The sequence below is a fragment of the Pedobacter steynii genome (assembly GCF_001721645.1).
Taxonomy (GTDB): domain Bacteria; phylum Bacteroidota; class Bacteroidia; order Sphingobacteriales; family Sphingobacteriaceae; genus Pedobacter; species Pedobacter steynii_A.
This window is the reverse complement of the sequence record NZ_CP017141.1, coordinates 2471468-2490340: the sequence shown is the minus strand read 5'-3', so window position 1 is coordinate 2490340 and position 18873 is coordinate 2471468. Positions and strand designations below refer to the sequence as shown.

The 18873-nt window shown below is 39.0% G+C and carries 22 protein-coding genes; 14 read left to right on the top strand and 8 right to left on the bottom strand.

Translation table 11 applies throughout. From position 1 onward, the window contains the following. Positions 1-3: 3 nt before the first annotated feature. Both gap and BFS30_RS10275 read left to right on the top strand, forming a co-directional pair. Positions 4-1005, top strand: a complete 1002-nt coding sequence (gap, locus tag BFS30_RS10280; protein ID WP_069379211.1) for a type I glyceraldehyde-3-phosphate dehydrogenase — start codon at positions 4-6, stop codon at positions 1003-1005. Between the two features lie 123 nt (positions 1006-1128). Next, the gene (locus tag BFS30_RS10275; RefSeq protein WP_069379210.1) at positions 1129-1920 is read left to right on the top strand and encodes a hypothetical protein; all 792 of its coding nucleotides are present in this window, start codon (positions 1129-1131) and stop codon (positions 1918-1920) included. Positions 1921-1924: 4 nt separating this feature from the next. Here BFS30_RS10275 and BFS30_RS10270 read toward each other — a convergent pair whose 3' ends face one another. Next, the gene (locus BFS30_RS10270) at positions 1925-2161 is read right to left on the bottom strand and encodes a hypothetical protein (RefSeq protein ID WP_069379209.1); all 237 of its coding nucleotides are present in this window, start codon (positions 2159-2161) and stop codon (positions 1925-1927) included. 158 nt (positions 2162-2319) lie between these two features. On the opposite strand from BFS30_RS10270, the gene BFS30_RS10265 reads away from it, so the two are divergent. The 5 genes from BFS30_RS10265 to BFS30_RS10245 all read left to right on the top strand — a co-directional run bounded on the left by BFS30_RS10265 (position 2320) and on the right by BFS30_RS10245 (position 8617). Continuing rightward, the gene (locus BFS30_RS10265) at positions 2320-2763 is read left to right on the top strand and encodes a hypothetical protein (RefSeq protein ID WP_069379208.1); all 444 of its coding nucleotides are present in this window, start codon (positions 2320-2322) and stop codon (positions 2761-2763) included. A 171-nt stretch (positions 2764-2934) separates the two neighbouring features. After that, entirely contained in the window at positions 2935-5301 is a 2367-nt protein-coding gene (locus BFS30_RS10260) for a TonB-dependent receptor (RefSeq protein ID WP_069379207.1), read from the top strand. Then, positions 5298-6401 (top strand): PepSY-associated TM helix domain-containing protein, encoded by a 1104-nt coding sequence (locus BFS30_RS10255; protein ID WP_069379206.1) that lies wholly within the window; start codon positions 5298-5300, stop codon positions 6399-6401. The genes BFS30_RS10260 and BFS30_RS10255 overlap by 4 nt, the downstream gene beginning before the upstream one ends. A gap of 244 nt (positions 6402-6645) precedes the next feature. Continuing rightward, positions 6646-7848 carry a DUF763 domain-containing protein gene (locus BFS30_RS10250; RefSeq protein WP_069379205.1) on the top strand — a complete coding sequence of 401 codons (1203 nt, stop codon included), beginning with the start codon at positions 6646-6648 and terminating at the stop codon, positions 7846-7848. A gap of 145 nt (positions 7849-7993) precedes the next feature. Further along, positions 7994-8617: a phosphatase PAP2-related protein gene (locus tag BFS30_RS10245; protein WP_069379204.1), complete on the top strand. Its 624-nt coding sequence runs from the start codon at positions 7994-7996 to the stop codon at positions 8615-8617. 94 nt (positions 8618-8711) lie between these two features. On the opposite strand, the gene BFS30_RS10240 is transcribed toward BFS30_RS10245, so the two are convergent. After that, positions 8712-9503, bottom strand: coding sequence for a glycosyl hydrolase family 18 protein (locus BFS30_RS10240; protein ID WP_069379203.1), 792 nt, complete (start codon positions 9501-9503; stop codon positions 8712-8714). 242 nt (positions 9504-9745) lie between these two features. Here BFS30_RS10240 and BFS30_RS10235 point away from each other — a divergent pair, with 242 nt between their 5' ends. The 4 genes from BFS30_RS10235 to BFS30_RS10220 all read left to right on the top strand — a co-directional run bounded on the left by BFS30_RS10235 (position 9746) and on the right by BFS30_RS10220 (position 12215). Next, positions 9746-10114 carry a hypothetical protein gene (locus BFS30_RS10235; RefSeq protein WP_069379202.1) on the top strand — a complete coding sequence of 123 codons (369 nt, stop codon included), beginning with the start codon at positions 9746-9748 and terminating at the stop codon, positions 10112-10114. A 71-nt stretch (positions 10115-10185) separates the two neighbouring features. Next, positions 10186-10773 carry a hypothetical protein gene (locus tag BFS30_RS10230; RefSeq protein WP_157262902.1) on the top strand — a complete coding sequence of 196 codons (588 nt, stop codon included), beginning with the start codon at positions 10186-10188 and terminating at the stop codon, positions 10771-10773. Then, positions 10752-11540, top strand: a complete 789-nt coding sequence (locus BFS30_RS10225; RefSeq protein ID WP_069379200.1) for a sensor histidine kinase — start codon at positions 10752-10754, stop codon at positions 11538-11540. Before BFS30_RS10230 ends, BFS30_RS10225 begins: the two co-directional genes overlap by 22 nt. 3 nt (positions 11541-11543) lie before the next feature. Then, a complete protein-coding gene (locus BFS30_RS10220) occupies positions 11544-12215 on the top strand; it encodes a response regulator transcription factor (protein ID WP_069379199.1) in 672 nt (223 codons plus the stop codon). 15 nt (positions 12216-12230) lie between these two features. Here BFS30_RS10220 and BFS30_RS10215 read toward each other — a convergent pair whose 3' ends face one another. Together BFS30_RS10215 and BFS30_RS10210 are read right to left on the bottom strand one after the other, a co-directional pair. Next, positions 12231-12731 carry a DinB family protein gene (locus BFS30_RS10215; RefSeq protein ID WP_069379198.1) on the bottom strand — a complete coding sequence of 167 codons (501 nt, stop codon included), beginning with the start codon at positions 12729-12731 and terminating at the stop codon, positions 12231-12233. 2 nt (positions 12732-12733) lie between these two features. Next, on the bottom strand, positions 12734-13252 hold the full coding sequence (locus BFS30_RS10210) for a hypothetical protein (protein ID WP_069379197.1): 519 nt from the start codon (positions 13250-13252) through the stop codon (positions 12734-12736). 287 nt (positions 13253-13539) lie between these two features. Between BFS30_RS10210 and BFS30_RS10205 the strand changes: the two genes are divergently transcribed. Next, positions 13540-14019 (top strand): Lrp/AsnC family transcriptional regulator, encoded by a 480-nt coding sequence (locus BFS30_RS10205; RefSeq protein ID WP_069379196.1) that lies wholly within the window; start codon positions 13540-13542, stop codon positions 14017-14019. Positions 14020-14027: 8 nt separating this feature from the next. Beyond that, positions 14028-15002 (top strand): EamA family transporter, encoded by a 975-nt coding sequence (locus tag BFS30_RS10200; protein WP_069379195.1) that lies wholly within the window; start codon positions 14028-14030, stop codon positions 15000-15002. 72 nt (positions 15003-15074) lie between these two features. Here the strand turns inward: BFS30_RS10200 and BFS30_RS10195 are convergent, their stop codons facing one another. The 4 genes from BFS30_RS10195 to BFS30_RS10180 form a co-directional block, all read right to left on the bottom strand. After that, positions 15075-15476 carry a GreA/GreB family elongation factor gene (locus BFS30_RS10195; protein WP_069379194.1) on the bottom strand — a complete coding sequence of 134 codons (402 nt, stop codon included), beginning with the start codon at positions 15474-15476 and terminating at the stop codon, positions 15075-15077. Between the two features lie 577 nt (positions 15477-16053). Further along, the gene (locus tag BFS30_RS10190) at positions 16054-17157 is read right to left on the bottom strand and encodes a winged helix DNA-binding domain-containing protein (protein ID WP_083252012.1); all 1104 of its coding nucleotides are present in this window, start codon (positions 17155-17157) and stop codon (positions 16054-16056) included. After that, on the bottom strand, positions 17157-17618 hold the full coding sequence (locus tag BFS30_RS10185) for a lipocalin-like domain-containing protein (RefSeq protein ID WP_069379193.1): 462 nt from the start codon (positions 17616-17618) through the stop codon (positions 17157-17159). Before BFS30_RS10185 ends, BFS30_RS10190 begins: the two co-directional genes overlap by 1 nt. 101 nt (positions 17619-17719) lie before the next feature. Continuing rightward, a complete protein-coding gene (locus BFS30_RS10180; protein WP_069379192.1) occupies positions 17720-18373 on the bottom strand; it encodes a hypothetical protein in 654 nt (217 codons plus the stop codon). 142 nt (positions 18374-18515) lie between these two features. On the opposite strand from BFS30_RS10180, the gene BFS30_RS10175 reads away from it, so the two are divergent. Next, complete coding sequence (locus tag BFS30_RS10175; RefSeq protein ID WP_069379191.1) at positions 18516-18827, top strand: helix-turn-helix domain-containing protein; 312 nt, start codon at positions 18516-18518, stop codon at positions 18825-18827. Positions 18828-18873: the final 46 nt, after the last annotated feature.

The following is an 18873-nucleotide window of genomic DNA, read 5'->3' as shown; positions in this document are numbered from 1 at the left end:
AAAATGAGCAAAATTGGAATAAACGGCTTTGGCCGTATCGGCAGACTGGTTTTTAGAGCTGCTTTAAAAAGAGGATTAGATATTGTTGCGATCAATGATTTAGTGGAGCCGGATTACATGGCTTATATGTTAAAATACGATTCTACTCATGGCCGTTTTGATGGTACGATTGCAGTAGAAAACGGAAACCTTGTAGTAAACGGAAAAACAATCCGCATCACCGCAGAGAGAGATCCTGCAAACCTAAAATGGAATGAAGTAGGTGTAGAAACTGTAATCGAATCAACTGGTTTATTTTTAACTCAGGCTGATGCAGAGAAACACATTCAGGCAGGTGCTAAAAGAGTTGTTCTTTCTGCTCCGGCTAAAGATGATTCCATCCCTACTTATGTAATGGGTGTAAATCACGAGCAGTTAACTGCAGATCAGACTGTAGTTTCCAATGCATCATGTACCACTAACTGTTTAGCGCCAATCGCTAAGGTATTAAACGATAAATTCGGTATCATCGAAGGTTTAATGAGCACAGTACATGCGGTAACTGCAACACAAAAAACAGTAGATGGTCCTTCAGCGAAAGACTGGAGAGGTGGACGTGGAGGTTTCTCTAACATTATCCCTTCTGCTACCGGAGCTGCTAAAGCAGTTACAAAAGTAATCCCTGCTTTAAAAGGAAAACTAACAGGTATGGCTTTCCGTGTACCGGTAGCTGACGTATCTGTAGTTGATTTAACTGTTCGCTTAGAAAAAGCGGCAACTTACGAAGAAATTAAAACTGCCATGAAAGAAGCCTCAGAAGGTTACTTGAAAGGTGTATTAGGATATACAGAAGATGAAGTTGTTTCTTCTGACTTTATAGGAGATGATCATGCATCAATTTTCGATGCAAATGCAGGTATTGCATTAAATGACAACTTCGTAAAAGTGGTTTCCTGGTATGATAACGAATGGGGCTATTCTAATGCATTAGCTAAATTCGTAGAATACTACGGAAATTTAAAGTAAAACCCGTTCATACAGGTTTATATTTGGTTAGAAAAGGGATGTGTCTGGATGGAACATCCCTTTCTTGTTATTTGATTTCTTTATTATCTTTGTCGAAAACAAATCCCCTTCTTTAAGTCAGATATGAAATTATTTTTTATTGCCGCAACTTTGATCACGTTTGTTATTGGATGTTCTAAAAAGGAAGAATCAACAAAAACATATATTCCAAGAACCTTAACTACCAACGAAGGATTCAACCGCTATCCGGAACAAAAGGCAGATTCCATAACCATTGTTAAAGTCGGCAATACCAATCCGGAACAATTCAGGATCAAATTCAGGGATACCGTAATGCGTATTCAAACTGATCTATCTGATCAGAATAGTGCCAATGATAAATTTACCTCTGCTCAATTCATCAATACCCAAAAAACATGTTTACTGGTCCAGCTGGCTGATAGTACAGGCTTGGTTGCCCCTTCTTACCTGATTAGTCTGAAAGGTAGTGGGATAGAGGTGATCAGCTTATATCTGGCATCGAATGGAAGTCAGGATAAAAAGTTCAGCACAGGAATCAACAAGGTTGGCGGAGCAGGATATCTCGTCGATAATGATTTTTTTATCACGAATGTAAATGCGAAAGTTTATTTTGTAAAAAGGCAAAATCCAGCTGAAAGAATTCAAGGACAGTTTTTATTGATGTCACCAGACAGACAAACTATTGTTTTTCTGGTTGGAAAATCTTTATATCAGGTGCACTATACCTCAGCTGAAGTATCTACTGAATCTTTGAGCGGAGATATTCCGAAGGACATTCCAGGAGTCTACAGATGGATTCAGAACAACTACAGCTTCCAGAAAAATAAAAAAGGAATTTCATTTTTGAAATACAATGACGACGATAGAATCGTAGACATTAAAGAATTTCAATAGTCTTTTAAACCTTAAATTCATCTAACGAATAAGGAAGCTCTTCACAGAGGAAGCCATTGTCCATTAAAATCTGCCTTACCGCAGCGACACAAGGAACCGCGCTCACTACCCTCAGGATCTTATCGACGTCCTCAAAGGCAAAAGTCCAGTTTTTTTCCCCGAACAGTGTATTCAGAATTGGTTTAATCGGAGTCAACTCGTTTTTATCCTGAACTGAAGTTTTAAAGATTACTATATTCATCGCTTTATTTTTTAATTGCCTAATATGATGAATGGTAATGACCAGTGTTACCTTCCATCTAATGTTATCATAAAGATGCGGGATCTATTGAAATAACTAAAGGACCTCTTGGTTGAAGCGGACAAAAATGCCGCCGAATGGCAGAAAATTACCGGTAAATGAATCTGCTTAGGATCTGGAAAAAAAATGATAGATTTGCAGCTCTTCAAAGTTATTCATTGAGACGATTCGTTTGCATTTTATTACTCCTGATTATTGCCCTGCAATCCTTTAATAAGGTAGGGATTATGCTTGCTTTTAAAGTGAATCAGGATTACATCGCCAAGGCACTCTGTGAAAATAAAGATAAGCCTCAGATGCATTGTAATGGAAGATGCGTTTTAGCAAAGAAACTAAAACAAGCCGAACAGAACGAGGAAAAACAAAGGGCCCAAAGTCAGGAAAAAGCAAACGTACTTTTCTTTTGTAAAATGAACAGACTCAAGGTAGAAGAATGTCTGCTTTCCCTTCAAAGAAGAGACTTCAATTCTTTTTACCTGCGCTTTAAACCATCCTCATTTTCCAACGATATTTTTAAACCACCGCAACGCCTAAGGGTTTAATCTTTTTATTTTCTTAAAACTTAGTTTCAGCAAAGAACAGCGGTCATTTGACATCGTCTGCTTTGATGCGGAAGGGTTTTACGCGAACAATAAAAACATTTTTTACGCTCTAACAGACCTTGTTCTTTAACCTGGTCTTCTTAATTATTTATAAAAAATCAATTGTAAAAAATGAAAATCAAGATTTTCTCTATTATATTTTTTCTTCTTCTGAGTATCAGGCTATTTGCACAATCAGGTACAGGATCATTAAACGGTAACATTATTTCTTTCCAGGACGAGCCGATATCAGGTGCCTCCATTCAGCTTCAACATACCGGAATCAGTACAAGAACCGATTCCAACGGAAATTTTAGCCTTCATGATATCCCTGCGGGCACTTATGTGTTGATCGTTTCCAATATCGGATATACCGCCAATAAGCAAAACCTGATCATCAAGCCAGAGCAGGTTTCCATCGTCAATCTGCAACTTTCGAAAAGTAAGCAACAACTAAAGGAAGTCGTAATCAGTGGTGTGAAGAATACCTATCAGGTTAAAAACTCCAGTACGTCCACCCGGTTGGATCTTCCTTTATTAACGACTCCACAATCGATTCAAATCGTTTCTTCCCAGACGATAAAAGACCGCCAGTCTTTTACCCTCAACGAAGTCGCAGGGACCTTTACCGGAATGAAGGCAAACAATGGAAACGGCTCGTTTAACATGCGTGGATTTACGGCTTACTCCCCGACAGATGCCAGTTTTCTTTTGTACAACGGGATCAGAGGTAATCTTTTTTTATGGAGTCAGCAGCCCTTGTTGTACAATGTAGAATCAGTTGAACTCTTGCGTGGTCCTTCCGGTGCGATGTTTAGTGAAGGTGCACCGGGTGGATTGGTCAACTTCATCACCAAAAAACCAATGCTGCAAAACAGCTATAATGTAGAATTGTCTTTAGGCAGCTGGAACTTCCGCCGCGCATCTCTCGACCTGACCGGCCCATTGTCCAGGAATAAAAAACTACTCTACCGTACCATTATCGGATACGACAGGTCGAAAAGTTTCCGTGACGACCAGGATAAGGAAAATATCTTCCTCGCCCCTTCCCTGACCTATCTGTTTTCCAGTAACACTGACCTGAACCTGGAAGTTAATTATGCTTATCAAAAAACCGTACAACAATATGACAACGGAACATTTATCCGGACCAGACCTGATGGAACTTTTGATTTCAATTATTATCCAGATCATTTGACCGTTCAAAGTCCTACAGACTACGGAAAAACCTACAATTCTTCTGCTACAGTAACCTTCAATCACCGATTTAATGACCGGTTAAAACTGACAGCGGTTCAACGTGTAGTTAATAATGTTCTGGATTATACAGACCATATTCCTGTAGGGAAAATCAAAAATGATTCTATCAGCAGGGGGTATCAGGACTGGGAAACCAATCGTTTTAGTCTGCAAAGCACCGCTTACTTATCTTTTGAGACTAAAACAGGGCCAATAAAACATCATTTGACCGGAGGAGCAGACTATAACAGGTATGGATGGACTAAAAACGATTACCAGTACAAGGCTGCCTCCAGAATTTCCATTTTTAACCCTGATTATCATAATGATCCGCCACCAAGCTCCGTTCCGGCAGAAGAATCTGATGATAATAAACGTATTACAAACCTGATAGGTCTATATCTGCAGGATCAGGTAAGTATTGGCCGACAGTGGAAAGCTTTACTTTCCCTGAGATACGATTCCTACAACGCAAAAGAAACACCACTTTCCATCAGGGATAATAAACAGGGAGATGAATTACAAGCTTCAGGGCTTATTCCGAGAATAGGATTGGTGTATCTGCCAGCAGAAAATATATCCATTTACGGAACTTATCTTAAATCGTTTAATCCACAGACCTCAAACAATGTGCTTTCCGGAGGCCCCTTCCCCACCCGAAAAGCAAGTCAATATGAACTTGGTTATAAGGGTGATTTCTTTAGCCAGCAGTTGTCGACCAGCGTTTCCCTTTACCAGATCAAATATGCCAATATTCTGGCACCGGCACCGACCGAAGAGAACTCCCATCGCCAGGCTGCAATTGATGGAACCCGAAGCAGGGGAATAGAATTTTCGGTCACCGGAACGCTTCAAAACTTCAATATAATCGCCGGATATGCGTATAATGAACATACGATTTTAAGCACCAGTGCTTTTGGAAAAAAGGGAGACCGTTTTAACAATGCACCTAAACACATGGCCAATCTATGGTTAAAATATAACCTGCGGACTGGGGTAATAAAAGGTCTGGGACTTGCTACCGGATTAAGGTATGTTAGTGACCAGGTAGGTCTTATCAGTAACCAAAATTTTATCTTTCCGGAATACACTGTCCTCGATGCAGCCGTCAACTACAGAAGAGGTAGATACAACCTCCAGTTTAACGCCTACAATCTGACTGACAAACATTATTTTACAGGCAGCAGATCAGGTACGGTGACCGGCGGTTTAGGAGATCCTTTTAATTACAGGGTTGGCTTAAGTTATCAGATCAAATGAGAAAGATAAACTTCACACGCATACTGGTGTTCTCCTTACATAGCTGGCTGGGATTAGTCAGCGGTATTTTTCTAATCCTTTTGGGTTTGAGTGGTTCTGCATTGGTTTTCCTAAAAGAAATTGATCATTTTATCAATTCAGATCTACTCCATATCAGCCCTACAAGCCAACCATTAGCGCTTGATACCATGTACAGGAAGATTGGCAAACAGCATCCAAACTTAACCGGAATAGCCTGGTTAAACCCAGACGCAGGAAAGGGAGAAGCCTATGAGTTCCGTTTGTATCAGAATGATGGGAAAATCAGCACTTATGATTTGGGCATGATAAGTATTAACCCATATTCCGGCGCTATTCTCCGGGATGGCAACCTGAAAGATTTCAACCCAAGTTTCCTGTACTGGATATTGCAATTCCACTGGAGCTTTCAGCTGGGACTACCCGGATTGCTCCTTGCGGCTGTATTTGGCATCACGATGTTATTATCCACATTCACAGGACTGATCATTTACAGAAAATACATCTGGAAAGTATTCAGCTTTCAGGTAAAAATGAAATGGAAAAACTGGAGAACCATTTCCTCTGATCTCCATAGAATTGTCGGAGTCTGGGCATTATTTTTTAATGTAGTCATTTTCTTTACCGGATTCTGGATGAACAGGTTTGCTTTCGATTCCTCTTACTGGAAAAAACAAACGGTGTCCGCTACTGCAAATGTTCTATCTGACGAATCTATAGACCAAATGCTTCGGACTGCCAGAAATGCAATGCCGGATCTGGTCCCTCAAAATATGTATTTACCTACACAAAAGGAAAAGCTTTTCCGACTGTCCGGCCCATTGAAAGAACAGTCGCCCCTCTTTTATAACGGCAATTCCATTTCCATTGATCCGATTTCAGGAAAGGTTATAACGATAGAAAGGCTAACTAAAAAGGGAATATGGGCACGGGTTGAAGCAACTTTTTTCCCTTTACATGCAGGAAGTTTTGGCGGCATTGTAATTAAAGTATTGTATGTTATTATAGGCTTGCTACCTGGCTTGCTCTCTGTTACGGGAGGACTGCTTTGGTGGAGAAAAGTAAAAAAACGGCACGAGTAGGCTAATTTTATATTTTGGCATAATTCATGTGTACATAGCAGAAATTACGACAAAGATATTTAAGAAAAAACCGTTTCATACAGGTTTATATTTGGTTAGAAAAGGGATGCGTCTGGATGGAGCATCCCTTTCTTGTTGTTATTGAATTCTGTTGATCATACGTTCCTTTAAGTTTACGGACTATACGAACACCTGCCAGATTGTGAATTCATTTGTTATTATTTTTTTACTAAATTTGTTAGCAATGAAATCATCAGGAACTGCTGACTTACCGCTTCATTATGGTTCTGTCCCTAAATGGCTTGCAATGCGCATGACACGTTTGGGTCTTTCCATCACCGAAGCCATCATTGCTGAATACGGTACAGCCGAAGTACTACGACGGTTAAGTGATCCTTTTTGGTTTCAAAGTCTGGGAGCAGTAATGGGCATGGACTGGCATTCATCAGGGATTACCACGTCTGTTATGGGTGCTTTAAAAGCTGCCGTCAATCCGAGAAGTAAGGAACTCGGCATTTACATCTGTGGTGGCAAAGGGCTAAAGTCCAGACAAACTCCGAATGAATTGTTGAATATTGCCGAACTCCAAGGTCTTGATGGTAAAGAGCTCGTCAGGTGTAGCAGACTAAGTGCAAAGATTGACAATACAGCTATTCAGGATGGATTCCAGCTATACACCCACAATTTCATCGTCGATTCAACCGGGCTCTGGACTGTGGTACAACAGGGAATGCGGAATGATAGTGCTACCGCCAGAAGATACCACTGGCATTCCTCAGCTTTAACTTCTTTTGTAGAAGATCCTCATACCGGAATTTGTGGCATCAACCAGGGAAAGATTTTAAATCTGGTTGCAAAGGAAGCCCGGACATCGCGGGTCAGCATGTTATCTATGACTACTGAAAATCCGGAACGCATCCTTAAAGAAGCCAGAAAACTCGTCATGTCCAATCATCATGAAGTAAAAGCGCAAGATGTGGACCTGAAACGTTTGGGTGCCATGTTATGGCTGACACAGGAAAAACAGCCTGCAGATTTTGAAGAACTGTTGTTATTGGAAGGTTTGGGACCAAGGACCTTACAATCTTTAGCTTTAGTCAGCGAAGTAATTTATGGAACACCGTCCCGTTTTACCGACCCCGCACGGTTTTCTTTCGCTCATGGGGGAAAAGATGGTCATCCATTTCCTGTTCCTCTAAAAGTATACGATGAAACAATTCAGGTATTGGGAAAAGCCATTCAAAAGGCCAGACTAGGTCAATCGGATAAGCAGCATGCCATCCTTAAATTAGGAGAACTTGCCCGTAAAGCTGAAAAGAACTTCGTACCAAATGATAATTTCGACGAGTTGGTCCAAAAAGAGCGTCGTAATTCCTGGAAATACGGCGGAAAAACAGTCGATGGTGATGCTAAACCACCGGAAAAAATTCAATTGAGTCTCTTTTAACTCTTAAAAGCAGCAAATTATCTGTTTAAACATCTTATTTTTTTCATAGAATAATCAACATTTCTCTGTCAGAGTATTCTTTTATAGGGGATTAATTCCGTTATTTGTTGCATTTACTTTTTAGAGATACCAACAAAACCTTTTAATGCAGTTTAAACAATTCTCCTGGCAAATTGCCTGGGATTATCCCCCATTCAGACTTAAATTTATCCTTGGGATCTCTATTCTCGCATTGATCCTGGTTTTTATACCTCATTTCTTCGCTTACGTAGAAAACAGAGATAAGGGACTTACACTTAATGACTGGTTACTGGCCCGAATTCCGGCTATTGATGTTTCTTTATATATATTTATTGTCCTTTATGGGATGTCTGTATTCTTTCTAATAAAGATGTCCAGGAACACTTCCATTTGTCTGACGGCATTATGGGCCTATATCTTTCTGTGCGCAGCAAGAATCATTACAATTTCTATTGTCCCTCTTCATCCTCCAAAAGAGATTATTGAGCTCATAGATCCATGTTCTGTCGTTTTCTATGGTTCTAATGTAATTACCAAAGATCTTTTCTTTTCCGGACATACTGCTACTGTGTTTCTAGGCGCTCTGTGTCTGGAAAATAAGCGGGAGAAAATGGTTGCTTTTATTGCTTCCGGAATCATTGGAGTATTGCTGTTACTTCAACATGTACACTATACCGCAGATGTTGTTGCAGCACCTTTCTTTAGTTGGATCTGTTGGTATTTTGGAAAATCAATAGAGAAATTATAACCTGTTTCGTATAAAAAAGTAAACGGTGGCAAATCCTTGAATCTACCCCGTTCACGTGCCTGAGAGCTATATATTTTTCCACCAGACTCCTGAATCAGGACATCAGTTCTCTGGATTTAAGTACTTTAATCAGTCCGTTGGTGTAATTAAAATCTTTATCAATATTAATATTAAAGAGCATCATCCCTCCCTTTAGGCCATTATCGGGCTGCCATTTGGTCAATTGCACTGCTTCTGCCAATGAAGTCGCCTGATGGGCACCTGGCTGGACACCGAATAACAGTTTTTTACTGCTCACTAATCCTGCATACAATTCAAATTGATTGATCATCGTTTCCAGATCCCAGAAATATCCCATTAAAGCCACGTAATCAAATAATGCATTACACTGTTTTAACAATTGTTCATCGGCATAATATTGATAAGTAACATAACTCATTGTCTTTCCCGTTTGTGACCGTGGCCCAAAATATTTAGACAACTGCCACACCACTTCAATAAATGTTTCATTGGGGATATCTCCTCCCATTTCAGGATCAATATCAATCCCATCCAATCCCCAGTTATTTACGACCAAATCATAAACATCTGCAGCGAAAGCTGCCGGATCGGCAATGGTATTCCATGAAATCTGCGGATTTGGCGTGCTGATGATTGATGCCAGAACCTTAACTCCTCTGTTTTGCTGCACCCTTACCCCTGTCAGAATGCTAGCCCAGGTCATTCCATTGCTGGTCAGGTACAAATGCTGCAAAGTTTTCTGGGGATCCAGGTTAATCAGAAACAAATTGATCACGTCAATACCGTTCGGAAGTTCCTCAATAATCATTTTTTGATTTGCGTAACCAAGCCAATAAGTAACAAAAAGGGGATCAGGGGCTTTCATAAATCAATCAATGGTTTAAAATGATATTTAAAGTTCATCAATAGAAACCGGTCAGGTATGCGCTTGAATACCTATATTAAAAAACAGGTATTTATACCTGTATAAATAACGAGATCGTAACAAATATAAATACAGAGTAAATAGTTAATCAGCTTAACAAAAATTGTTTATTTTAGATTAACCAATTGAGAAGCTGCTTTTCAGTTCATAAATTAAATCAATCACTTAAAACAACAAAAACAATGGAACATCAATCCTCCAAACATGACAAAAGTATCTTTGAAATTCCACTGAAAGAGGCTCAGGATATTACCAGAGCATGGGCTGCACGTGGCAATTTCATCAAATCTTATCTAATTGATGCTCGGGAGCTCAAAGACATGGTAGAAGAAAGAGGTGCAAGTTATGTACGCGTTTACTTTGGTTGGGACACAGAGATGGAAAAAGGGAGAGAACAAAGACTAATTATGGTCCCTGCAGATGTATATGGTCATGACATGATCAATACTACGCCATCTCTTATTGAAGGTCAGGAGAAAAGTAATATTTTCGATTTCACGATGCCTTGTCCACCTACCTGTCCTCCACCTGACAGTCCTTTAGGAGAATAAATATGTTTTCTAAAATACTAAAAGTAGAATATCTAACCTTAATTTTTTCAATGGGCTTTATTTTTTGCCCATTGATACTTTCATTAAAATATTTCCGGTCTTATCCAAAGGAACTGAAAGTGATCAGTATTCACTTGTTGTTGATTGGAATTTTAGCTTTGTACAGTGCTTCATTATGGTTATCAAGTAAAAACAATCTTCCTGTACTCCATATCTATACCATGATTGAATTTTCCACAATCATGCTTTTTTACCAGGTTGTTTTTAAAGATTCCATAGCCAGGATCTGGTTTATCTTACTCATTTCAGGATTTCTTGCCTTTTGTCTGATCAATGCATTCTGGATCCAAAAATGGCATATATTCAATACATATCCCCGTACCCTGCAGAGTATTGTTATTATCAGTACTTCCCTGTTTTATTATTATAAGATAACAAGGCAAACCTTATATATACAAATAGAGAAAAGCGCTACATTCTGGATCAACACGGGTTTCTTTATTTATTTTTCAGGTAGTTTTCTGTTATTTATGCTCAGCAATTACATTTTGCCACTCAGCCTGAAATTCAATATGATCGTGTGGCAATTGCATGCTTTCCTCTCCTGCATACTTTATTCTTTAATCTTTATCGGTTTATGGCAACGCAGGAAGGTATAGATGTCTACTTTTTTATGTTTACAGGCATGCTGGTTATGTTTCTGCTTAGTGCTGCAGTTGTGGTTCTCTTTTTTGTGTACCAGAAAAAATTCTATAATCAGCAGGTACAGTTAAAGGAAACAGAAGCAGATTATCAGAGAAAGCTAACCCGTAATAACATTGAGAAGATAGAAGAAGAAAGACGCAGAGTGGCTAAAGATCTTCATGATGAAGTAGGGAGTATTTTCTCTACACTAGGAATGAAGATCATACAATTTGAGAAAAAACACCATGCGACATCCGGAAGTATTGAACTGATTAAAGAAAGCAAACTTCTCGTAGACAAAGGCATTATGAGTGTCAGAAGAATTTCTCATAACATGATACCCAATGAGCTGGAGATGTTTGGAATCGCTGCAGCGATAGAAGAATTATGTTTCCAGATTGAAGGCTCAGATGACCTGGAAGTAGATTTTGATAGTCAGGGGCTTGATAAATGTGGAAATCAGGAAATAGAACTTGCCCTGTACCGCATTACTCAGGAATTAATCAGCAATACAGTAAAACATGCCGCCGCACAACATGTAGAAATTAAACTGCTTTGTAATAATGGCGAAATACGATATGATTACAAAGATGATGGCATAGGCTTTGATCATGAGCAGATACGCAGGGGATTGGGTTTACACAACATAACCAATCGGGTAGAAATGAATGGTGGTGACCTGAGTTATCATACCGCACAAAAGGGATTTGGGATTTCCATACATTTTCCTGTTAAAATTTAACATATGAACAGATTGATAAGAATAGCAGTTACCGATGACCAGGTAATGTTTAGGGAATGTCTTGTAAATAATATTAAAAGCTTCGAAAACATGCAGGTTATGTTTGAAGCTGGAAATGGGATAGAACTACTGAACGCGATGAATAATTGCGGTGAACTAAAGCCCGACATTGTGCTGATGGACCTGAACATGCCCGAAATGAATGGAATGGAAGCAACCAGGGAGTTAAAAATAGCTTTTCCGGATGTAAGAGTAATTATTTTATCCGTTCATGGAGAAGAGAAACACATTACCAGGATGATTCAACAGGGCGTTAATGGCTATATTGCTAAGAATTCCGAGTTAAGTGAGCTTAAAAATGCTATAGAAACGACCTTTCACAATGGTTTTTATTTCAATGAAATGGTTTTAAAAACCCTTCAATCCGGTAAACTGCTCAATAAAGCAAACGTAAGGGGATTCGATGCCGGCTCATCCCTTACCCAAAGGGAAAAAGAAATCCTGACTTTGATTTGTCAGGAATTCACCACTGCCGAGATAGCAGATCAACTCTCTATCAGTCTGAGGACTGTTGACGGGCACAGAAATAATCTATTGGTAAAAACAGGTGCTAAAAATGTAGCCGGTCTTGTCGTTTTTGCCTTTAAGAATAAAATTATTGATGCAGATCTATAGATCCTCCAGTCCTGTTTAGTTTTTGGCGATATTTTTCAACTGATTCAAATGGCGCTGGCTATGATAAATGACAAAATAAATAGCTTCCCATCGGGTAAAGTATCCATACACTGGCATTTCAAATGCCAAACAGGTTTTGGTGAGATCTGAAGAAAGAATAACTTCTGTCAGCTTACCTCTCAGCTCTTCTATATTACTGACCAGTATCCCCTTATCATAATCTATTGCTTTAGGGAGTATAAAATCAGGAGATTGCATTTTTGTCGTAAAATCCAAAAAATCAGATTTTATCCGAGCTACCTTCTGGTCCGCAGGCCGGTCAGTTTCTCCTTCAGTTCCATTCAATACTTCCAGAAATCCAAAATTTGCCATGATCAAATGTTTTGCGATCTGTCCTGCTGTCCAGCTACCTTCAAATGGAACCATGTTGAGTTGTTCCTGATTAAACGAGGAAAGCACTTCCGTCCATCCGGTCATCGTTTCCTCCATTTCTTTAAGCATTGCTTTCTTTTCCATCTTTATTTTTTTTCACCTTCCATCGGATACTTCATTGCTTCATACCCAAGTAACCTGCGCCAAAGTCCAATTTGTCCAATGCAGTAAGATTCCCGGTGAACGATAAAGAAAACCCAATCAAAAAAGGTCATTTCTCCATCCGGCATTTCTATTGAGCTATCTAACTTCTCTTGGCTTACCGCTAATAATGCAGTCCTCAACAGTGGAGAAATACGGTCCCAATCCTCTTTAAAACTTTCCAATGCCGGATAAGTCAGCCCATCCTGAATTCCTTTATGCCCTTCAAACAGGGTAGCAGCTTTTTGCTGCTGGTCGATATTTAAGGCATTGGCGAGATCAAACCGCTCCTGCACAAGACTTCCTGCCAGCCAGGCTATATGGTTTGCTTTTGTATCCAGGCGCTTATGAGCATCTTTTTCTGAAACATCTTTAATCACATTAGCAAATAGTGCAGTATGTAAATCATAAAGTAATATAAATCCTTCAATGAATGCCTTTTTATCTGTTTTTAGCTCTTCCATTTTTATTAGATTTTTAGATTCAAAAATTATTTGATTAACAATACCTAAGTTAAGATTAAATCCAGCGCTTAAGGGGTGTCGTAAATGTCAATCTAAGGGGGCATTCGAGACAAAATTTTCCTTCACAAATCCATCGCTGAACAGAAGAAATGCCGTTATATTCTTCATGATTTTTTCACTAATACAGCTCTCTTAGCAAATAGACCTCAGGAGGATGTAAATAGAATTATAATCACATTTTTAAATATAATTTTGAATATTATTCTGATTTTACATAACTTTATAGAATGATAATCGAAAACAACATCAGTTTAGATAAGATTGACCTGTCCATTTTAAGGTTGATGCAGGAAAACTCAAGAATCTCTAATGTTCACATGGCAAAAGAACTGGAGATGGCTCCATCTGCGGTTCTGGAACGGGTAAAAAAATTAGAACAGAAAAATGTAATTACTCAATACACAGCGAGAATCAATCCGGTTGCCGTTGATCTGAAACTACTGGCCTTCATTTCGATGAAAGCATCACACAGTTTAGGTTGCACAGATACTGCCAATGAGCTTGCTAAAATTGAAGAAGTCCAGGAAGTTCATATTATTGCCGGTGATGACTGTTACCTGGTAAAAGTCCGGACTACTGACTCAGCCTCTTTGATGGCTTTAATGCGTAATTCATTCAGTAAGATCCCCAATATACTTTCTATTCGAACTACTATTGTACTGGAAACAGTAAAAGAAGCACAACAATTAGTCATCCCAGATAAATAACCCATCCTATGGCACACGCAAATAAAACCGCTTCCCCACTTCTTGTTTACCTGGCTTTTGCCACAGTTTATGTGGTATGGGGCTCTACTTACTTCTTCATCCAAAAGGCCCTTGCAGGCTTCCCTCCATTTATTCTGGGGACTTTTCGTTTCCTGGTTGCCGGAGCCTTACTCCTATCGTGGTGTCGTTTTAAGGGAGAAAAAATTTTCGATAAGCAGAATATAAAATACGCTGCGATAAGTGGTTTTCTAATGCTCGGTGTCGGGAATGGTATCGTCATCTGGGTTGAGCAGTATATTCCAAGTGGCCTGGTTGCCATTATGGTCGCATCAGCCGCCATCTGGTTCGTAATTCTGGATAAACCTAAATGGAAAGAGAATCTCGGTAGCAAATCGACAATTGCCGGTCTCATTATTGGATTTATCGGGGTCATTTTACTATTCGGTGAACAGCTGATTCATGCCTTGAATACCAGTCAGAGTACCACGCAGATTTTAGCGATGGTCTTATTAATTATTGGTCCGGTTGCCTGGGCCGGCGGATCTTTATTCTCTAAATACAAATCTGATCCAAACAGTTCGGTAGCAGTAAATACCTCCTGGCAGATGCTTGCCGCCGGGGTCGCATTTTTCCCGGGGAGTTTACTCAATTCAGAATTCAATAACTTCCATTGGAATAGCATCCCATTAGATGCCTGGTTATCTATTGGCTATCTCATTATCTTCGGGTCCATTGCCGCTTTTAGTGCTTACGTATGGTTGTTGAGCGTTCGTCCTGCAACACAGGTAAGTACCTACGCTTATGTGAATCCCGTAGTAGCAGTGCTACTGAGTATATGCTTTACCAATGAGAAGGTGACCTTAATTCAGATTTTAGGATTGGTAGTTATCCTGGCAAGTGTGCTTCTCATTAACCTGGTCAAATACAGGAGTAGCACAAAACCCGCAGCTATAAAAACAGAATTACAGGTTGATAAAACTTAACAAAGAAAAGCCTGCCTCTTTCCTATAATTAAGGCCGTTCAGACGGATATTCTGAACGGCCTTAGTCTATTATTAATTTAGTTCGGTCACCTCTTCTATCTGATATGCTTTTATCCCATCAGACATTTCCCATTGCAATTTAGCTCCTTTCATATAACCCAACATTGCCACGCCTATAGGTGATAAAATAGATAAGGTCTTATGCTTATCTCTTGCTTTTCCCGGAGCAACCAGTTTATAGGTAAATTCCTTTCCGGATTCCAATTCCTTTACGCGAACCCGACGGTTTACAGTCACGACCTCCTCAGGCAATTCTTTTCTTAGTACCTGTCTTGCATAACGAAGCTCCAGTTTCAGTTTTTCCTCATTGAACCTGCTTAACTTTCTTCTTCTGATATGGTCTTTTAACAAATCAAAAATTCCTGTTGATAATATAATTGGTGTATTGTCTATTTTTAATGATGTTGTGTTCATGTGTATATGGATTAAATGATTCAAATAATTTTACTGCCCTTAGCCCCAGTCTAAAATTCAACTGGGGCCAAATCATCAAAATCCTGGGTTCTCCTGATTAATTTTTTCATCTTTTTCAAGTATTCACCTTTCATGTTATCCGTACGGACTGAATCTCCGATAATCCTATATAAAAAGACACAGAAAGGCCAATCCATATTGGTTTCAATAAGAAGACTGCGAGCAATAAAACAAAGAGGTTCAATAAATAAGGAAGCATAAGAACAGCCTTAAAAAGAGGCGTCATATCCAATTTTTTCATGATGAAAACAAAAAGGTAAAAGAAAAAGAGAGTAAGGTAACCAACCCCAAACCTTCAGAGAGGCTGGGGCTTAATTAATAAAGTCCTTGCTACTTTTAAGAAAAGAATCTCCCAATCGATATTGCTGGGAAAGAAAACGGCAGAACATTGTTATAGCGGTCCGCAATTGCGTAGCAAACTGACTATTTCCTGTTTTATTTAACTGCCTGGCGGAATTCATTAAACAAAGATAGCCCAAATGCCTGGATATAAAAAATTCCCATAACAGCAGCGTCTCTATCTTTTTTCATCAAATTTATCCTGATTTAAAATTTCTATTTTTTTATCCAGAAATTCAGCAAAATTTATGGCAGCTTTCTTTGTTAAGTCTAAAGTTTTTTGCGGTACCGGATTAAAAAAGAAAGGTTCGAAGTAAACTTTATCTTTCTTTATTGTTCTCTTCCATATCCCTTTAACCTGCCCGTTTACAACAATAACAGGATGAAAAATTCCATTAATGGTGAATGCTTTAGGGTGATGTCCCAGAGGAAATGCAGCAGTTCTATCTTTATAGCTGATGAGAAATTCATCAAAAGCCGGCAGCAAATGCACAGAAGAATTTTTAGGGAAGGGCGTAGAAAAGTTTTCCGGAAACCAATATTGCTGATCGGCAATTGTTTCAAAGATAAATTTTGGACGGATTATTTCCATCGCTCTTTTTGCATCTGTAACAGACAATCCCGACCACCAGGAAAAATCGGCAAGGCTCGCCGGACAATGACTCGAAAAATAGGTAAATGCCAGTTTCGCCAATGCTTCATCCCTCGATAAAGAACTGGGTTTAGGCACCCGGTCCCCGAGAATCGCGTAAGTTTGATTTTTATCTCTTTTTATTCCGCTACATAAAATCCCTTCTAATTCTGCCCAAAAGATAAGGTAAGTCAAACGATCCTTATCGATGCTTAGCTTATTGTTTTCAATTTCAGCATGTAGTTCTTCTCTGGTTAAGTATTTATTTTTTGAAAAAGCCTTTTCTATAATCCGGTTACTTTTCTGGCAGATCTCGGGACTTAAGCCAAGTTCTTTAAACCTGGATCTGGACTTTGTCTTTACATGAGAAGCAGTGAGTTCCAGCATCCACCAGATATCATCCGCCGCCACAAAATGCCAGGTTGGCCGCAGCAGGTGAGTTCTTAGAATTCTCCCCTGATCAATTTCTGCCTGAACCTTTTTTTCTGTAAAACCAGGGATTCTTAATCCGATTCCCCAGCTGGCCATTGCATAATCTTGTGCCTGCATGGCTCCCATCCAGGATACCAGCTCTTTTCCACAGGTAAAGCTACTTGTTTCAATTTGCTGGTTAATTAACCTGATACTAGAAATATCCCTTGGCTTCATCATTAATCCTTTAATTTAATATATTTTTCAATGATTTCCCTGTCCACCCCAATTTTCTCATCTTTCTCTATTCCCTGCTGAGTCAAGGTATCATTTTTTAACTTTACTTTGAATACAAAAGTCTTATTCTCCCATTCCCTGTAATTACAATATTCCAGGTGCTCGGTATATTCATCTCCTTTTAAAGTATACCTCCCTCCCCCGGCAACAAAAATCGAAGCAGTATCCTTTCCCATCTTCAAATCGTGGTTAAGAAAAGCAAAATGGGTATCATTGATAATCTTTATCTGCTTCATACCTTTTCTGTAATCAGTAAAGGTAGTATCTCCCTTTTGAATCGTAATTCCCGATACCAGCTGCCAGGTTCCTTTAATAGGAACATTTTTGGGTTGCTCATTATTCAGAAATTTTAAAGCTGGAAGCAAAACAGAAGTCACTAACAGAGCGCTAATTTTTAAATTCATTTTCGTTGGTTTAGTGGTCGTAAAAAATAAGATTTCACTAAAATATTAAAAATACCATTTAAGTGAATATTAATTTCCATCTATTTAGCGGGTGATCCTCCTTATGAGCCCTGATATACAAACCCTTTATCCTTATGTTTATATTTCTTAAGTACGGCCAGGCGACCGGTTCCCAACAAATATTCATTTAATGCCTGAGCTACAAAATATGCTTTAATTAAATGTCCTCCTCTTGTGCGGCATTCTCTGAATATTTCAAAAGGCCCCCTTTCTATTCCGGCAAAATAACCTTCATTGATCAATCCGGTCACCTCTTTCTTCGCAATTTTTAACAGAAATGACTTTTCTCTATCATCATACTTCTTTGAAGGGTCTTCTTCATTGATCATATATAACAATTCAATTGAATCATCCTGACGCAAGCCAAACACCTCATACTGAATATAATCGCCCAATACGCTTTGTCTGGATAACAATCGAATCTCGTTTTCCTTTCCCCTCACCTTTCTGAAAAATTCCGCAGGCCTGCAGTCAAATATCATTGACATCACTGAAATATCCCCCAACCACAATTCTTTGTTCATTTTAAAGGTTTCCCGCTCGGTAATAAAATTATTTCCTCTACCGATTAAAAAGGACAGTTCTTCCTGAGACAAGCTGCAGGCAATTCTTTTCATCTGAATGAAATAGATCAGATCGAAGGTTACAAAACTAACTTTTAGGCTACTTTCTTTTCTTTTAGATATAATTGTCATAATTTTCGCTTTAATTAACCAAAAGTAAAAATAACAACTTTATTTACTTCATTATGTAACGTTGTAATTAACAAACGAAGAGGTTGTATTATACAAATGGTTATTCAGGCAATACCACAAATTTTAAAAACAAAGTAACATTATGACAAGGAAACCTCATTTGGGAAAGAACGTAAGCCGCATCCGTACAGCTCGTGAAATGAAACAGGAAACATTAGCTAAGGCTCTGGGAGTAAGTCAGCAGGCAGTATCAAGAATGGAACAGAGAGCTGTGATCGGAGACGATTCATTAAAAAAAATTGCTGAAATCCTTGAGGTATCTTTGGCCACCATAAAGGCCTGTGACGAGAATTTTATCCTGTCTCATATCATGTCAGATCAGAACCATAACTACAACCTCCAACGGATACTGAGGCTGATCAAAAAGATACTGGGAGCAAATTACGAAAAATAACAGTATTTCCTTCGATTGGCATGCAGCCGCTACGGGCAATCATCCT

Excerpts from the sequence above, each read along its gene's own strand:
- gap (WP_069379211.1), top strand. The coding sequence starts at position 4 with ATGAGCAAAATTGGAATAAACGGCTTTGGCCGTATCGGCAGACTGGTT.
- BFS30_RS10275 (WP_069379210.1), top strand. The coding sequence starts at position 1,129 with ATGAAATTATTTTTTATTGCCGCAACTTTGATCACGTTTGTTATTGGA.
- BFS30_RS10270 (WP_069379209.1), bottom strand. The coding sequence starts at position 2,161 with ATGAATATAGTAATCTTTAAAACTTCAGTTCAGGATAAAAACGAGTTG.
- BFS30_RS10265 (WP_069379208.1), top strand. The coding sequence starts at position 2,320 with ATGAATCTGCTTAGGATCTGGAAAAAAAATGATAGATTTGCAGCTCTT.
- BFS30_RS10260 (WP_069379207.1), top strand. The coding sequence starts at position 2,935 with ATGAAAATCAAGATTTTCTCTATTATATTTTTTCTTCTTCTGAGTATC.
- BFS30_RS10255 (WP_069379206.1), top strand. The coding sequence starts at position 5,298 with ATGAGAAAGATAAACTTCACACGCATACTGGTGTTCTCCTTACATAGC.
- BFS30_RS10250 (WP_069379205.1), top strand. The coding sequence starts at position 6,646 with ATGAAATCATCAGGAACTGCTGACTTACCGCTTCATTATGGTTCTGTC.
- BFS30_RS10245 (WP_069379204.1), top strand. The coding sequence starts at position 7,994 with ATGCAGTTTAAACAATTCTCCTGGCAAATTGCCTGGGATTATCCCCCA.
- BFS30_RS10240 (WP_069379203.1), bottom strand. The coding sequence starts at position 9,503 with ATGAAAGCCCCTGATCCCCTTTTTGTTACTTATTGGCTTGGTTACGCA.
- BFS30_RS10235 (WP_069379202.1), top strand. The coding sequence starts at position 9,746 with ATGGAACATCAATCCTCCAAACATGACAAAAGTATCTTTGAAATTCCA.
- BFS30_RS10225 (WP_069379200.1), top strand. The coding sequence starts at position 10,752 with ATGGCAACGCAGGAAGGTATAGATGTCTACTTTTTTATGTTTACAGGC.
- BFS30_RS10220 (WP_069379199.1), top strand. The coding sequence starts at position 11,544 with ATGAACAGATTGATAAGAATAGCAGTTACCGATGACCAGGTAATGTTT.
- BFS30_RS10215 (WP_069379198.1), bottom strand. The coding sequence starts at position 12,731 with ATGGAAAAGAAAGCAATGCTTAAAGAAATGGAGGAAACGATGACCGGA.
- BFS30_RS10210 (WP_069379197.1), bottom strand. The coding sequence starts at position 13,252 with ATGGAAGAGCTAAAAACAGATAAAAAGGCATTCATTGAAGGATTTATA.
- BFS30_RS10205 (WP_069379196.1), top strand. The coding sequence starts at position 13,540 with ATGATAATCGAAAACAACATCAGTTTAGATAAGATTGACCTGTCCATT.
- BFS30_RS10200 (WP_069379195.1), top strand. The coding sequence starts at position 14,028 with ATGGCACACGCAAATAAAACCGCTTCCCCACTTCTTGTTTACCTGGCT.
- BFS30_RS10195 (WP_069379194.1), bottom strand. The coding sequence starts at position 15,476 with ATGAACACAACATCATTAAAAATAGACAATACACCAATTATATTATCA.
- BFS30_RS10190 (WP_083252012.1), bottom strand. The coding sequence starts at position 17,157 with ATGATGAAGCCAAGGGATATTTCTAGTATCAGGTTAATTAACCAGCAA.
- BFS30_RS10185 (WP_069379193.1), bottom strand. The coding sequence starts at position 17,618 with ATGAATTTAAAAATTAGCGCTCTGTTAGTGACTTCTGTTTTGCTTCCA.
- BFS30_RS10180 (WP_069379192.1), bottom strand. The coding sequence starts at position 18,373 with ATGACAATTATATCTAAAAGAAAAGAAAGTAGCCTAAAAGTTAGTTTT.
- BFS30_RS10175 (WP_069379191.1), top strand. The coding sequence starts at position 18,516 with ATGACAAGGAAACCTCATTTGGGAAAGAACGTAAGCCGCATCCGTACA.